Here is a 2,594-nt window from a genome sequence, read left to right on the forward strand (position 1 = left end):
GGTTAACCTGGCCGTAGTAACCAATATCATCCCCTACATCCTGTCGATGGCGGCGCTGGCAATTATCCAGCGGATGGCGAATGTCCCGCAGGGCAAAGCCCGGGCGGCAAACGCGGTGGCCTTTATCGGGGCGATGTACAGCTTTTACGCGCTGTACTCTTCCGGGGAAGAAGCCATGTTGTACGGGGCGATTGTCACCTTCCTCGGCTGGACGCTGTACGGCCTTATCTCTCCGCGCTTTGAGCTGAAAGATAAGCACAGTTAAGGGTTGGCCCGGCGGCGGACAAGGGGCTGCCGGGCTTTTTTTGCTTAAGAGATCAATAATGATGCGGGTTAAAAAGGTATAATCATCGTGAGCGGCGGACAATGTATCTTCATTATTTATCTGGTCGTGGCTGTTTTCTCCGGCCTTATAATCGGTTTCCTGTCCAGGGATACAATTCACATTCGCCTGCTGGCGGGAATTGTCATTGGCCTGACCTGGCCGCTGAGCCTGCCTGTTGCATTATTGTTCTCATTTTTTTAATAAAGCGTTTCTGAGGAATATTATGAAGCATAAACATCTTGGGGTTTTCATCATCCGGTTTGAATATCCGGAAGCATTAACCGAGGCTCGGGATAAACTGACAACGCTGCTGCTGCAATACCATTTTTCCGCCACGGTGGCCGATAAGCACGGCGTCGCCAGACAGCTTCCGGCCAATACCTGGGCCATTGCCAGCTTTATGTCACTCGCAGAAATCACGGTATTTACTCAGAAAATAATTACCATCATTCCCAATTTCGCACCCGATATTAATGTAATGGCCCGCGACGACTATTTTTTACAAGCGCTTAACAAGGCGTAATATTAGCGCAAGCACACAGAGTGTATAAATTAAGCAGGCCTTTGTTTGTATAATAATCCACCCGCAATTTTGAATACCGCGCAGTGTCTAAAAACACGCGTTGGCCACCGGGCAATGCAGCATCTTATTTTATCCTGCTGAACTATTCATCATCGCCACAATAAGAATTAACGATGGAAGTTCGGATCCTGTGTATACCCTGAATAATGTGAATTATATGTTAATCAATATGCGTAGCGGCACGGCAACCGTCGTACTGGCCTTTGTGTTATGGGGAATAACCCCGCTTTTTTATCAATATCTCTCCGGCGGCGATCTGACGCAGATTATTATTTACCGGGTTGTCTGGTCGATGCCTCTGCTGCTGCTCGCGCGCCTGCTGCTGCGCCACAGAACGCCGATCCGCACTCTCTGGCAGGACCGCCGGTCGTTCTTCTGCTGCATGCTGGCCGGGCTGCTGATGATTGTCTCCTGGTCCTCATTTATCTACGCCCTGACGCACCATCAGGTGCTGGACGCCAGCCTCGGCTATTTCATCAATCCGCTAATTGTCATCGCCCTGGGCTGCCTTTTTCTCAAAGAGAAGCTCTCCGCGTTTCAGGTGGCGGCGGTAGCACTCGGCGCCTGCGGACTCGTGTTTCAGATAATCTCGCTGCGCCACCTGCCGGTGCTACCGCTGATGATGGGGGTTTCATTTGCGTTGTATGGCCTGGTGCGTAAGTTCATTCGCTACGATGCCCTCACTTCCATCACGCTTGAAACCCTGTGGGCGATGCCGGTGGCGCTGGTACTCTTTTTTGCCACGGGCTCCGGCAGCGGCTTTGCGGCGAACACGCCTCACCTGCTCTATATCCTGACCGCACCGGTCACGGTGATCCCGCTGATCCTGTTTGCTATCGCCCTGAACAAAACGTCGCTGGTGGTGACCGGACTGGCCCAGTACATCGAGCCGAGCCTGCAGTTTATTATCGCCATCCTGATTTTTCGCGAGCAGATCGATTATCCCGAACTTGTCTGCTTCGGTGCCGTCTGGCTCGGGCTGCTGCTGTGCATTTCAGAATCGTTTGTTGCTCACCGGCGCCTGCACAGCCACGCCTCGTAGCGCGCGGGCCACTCTACGGTTAAGGTGCCCGGACGCCCCATGCCGAAGCCGTGACCACCGCTGGGATAGCGCTGCATCTCGACGGGTACCCCGGCCCGGCGGCAGGCCGCAGCAAGGATCAGCGTGTTATGGGGATCGGAAATCGTATCGTCTTCCGCCTGCGCCAGGAAAAACGGCGGCGAGTGCGGCGTAATAAAGTTTTGCACCGACCACTGCGCTTCCTCCCGGGGACTGGCGTCGTTGCCCACCAGCTGCCTGTGGGTTGAGGTGTGATTATACGGTGCCTCCAGCGTCACCACCGGATAGATAAGCGCGGCGTTATCGGCCGCGGCCGGCGTAGCGTCTAAGGCATCCAGCGGCGCATAGGAAGCGTAGTCAGGCCGCGCCGCCGCCATTCCCAGCAGATGTCCACCCGCCGAGAAACCCAGCACCCCAACGCCGCCATGCCGGTGGCGAATAATGCGCAGCGCCCGCTGGGCGTCCTGCAGCGAAACCCGCTGTCCGTCGTGCCAGCCCTCGCCCGGCAGCCGGTAGCTTAAAACGTAGGGCGTATATCCGCGCCGGGCCAGCCAGCTCGCCGCAGGCCACGCCTCTTTCACCATTTCGATGCGCCGGTAGCCGCCGCCGGCGGCAATCAGCACCGC

4 protein-coding genes and 1 pseudogene are annotated in these 2,594 nt (G+C 55.9%); 4 read left to right on the forward strand and 1 reads right to left on the reverse strand.

The window, feature by feature from the left end:
- The 4 genes and pseudogenes from potE to rarD form a co-directional block, all read left to right on the forward strand.
- Nucleotides 1-265, forward strand: a pseudogene (gene potE / locus QZ766_RS00485) (putrescine-ornithine antiporter); the annotation flags it as partial.
- 105 nt (nt 266-370) lie between these two features.
- Nucleotides 371-526: a GhoT/OrtT family toxin gene (locus QZ766_RS00490; protein ID WP_297196153.1), complete on the forward strand. Its 156-nt coding sequence runs from the start codon at nt 371-373 to the stop codon at nt 524-526.
- 22 nt (nt 527-548) lie between these two features.
- The gene (gene ghoS, locus QZ766_RS00495) at nt 549-848 is read left to right on the forward strand and encodes a type V toxin-antitoxin system endoribonuclease antitoxin GhoS (RefSeq protein ID WP_297196147.1); all 300 of its coding nucleotides are present in this window, start codon (nt 549-551) and stop codon (nt 846-848) included.
- A 217-nt stretch (nt 849-1,065) separates the two neighbouring features.
- Nucleotides 1,066-1,950 (forward strand): EamA family transporter RarD, encoded by an 885-nt coding sequence (gene rarD / locus QZ766_RS00500; protein WP_297196149.1) that lies wholly within the window; start codon nt 1,066-1,068, stop codon nt 1,948-1,950.
- Here the strand turns inward: rarD and QZ766_RS00505 are convergent.
- Nucleotides 1,920-2,594: alpha/beta hydrolase (locus QZ766_RS00505; protein WP_297196151.1), on the reverse strand; the 675-nt coding region annotated here is incomplete at its 5' end. The genes rarD and QZ766_RS00505 overlap by 31 nt on opposite strands.

This window comes from uncultured Pluralibacter sp. (assembly GCF_913775985.1).
Classification (GTDB): domain Bacteria; phylum Pseudomonadota; class Gammaproteobacteria; order Enterobacterales; family Enterobacteriaceae; genus Pluralibacter.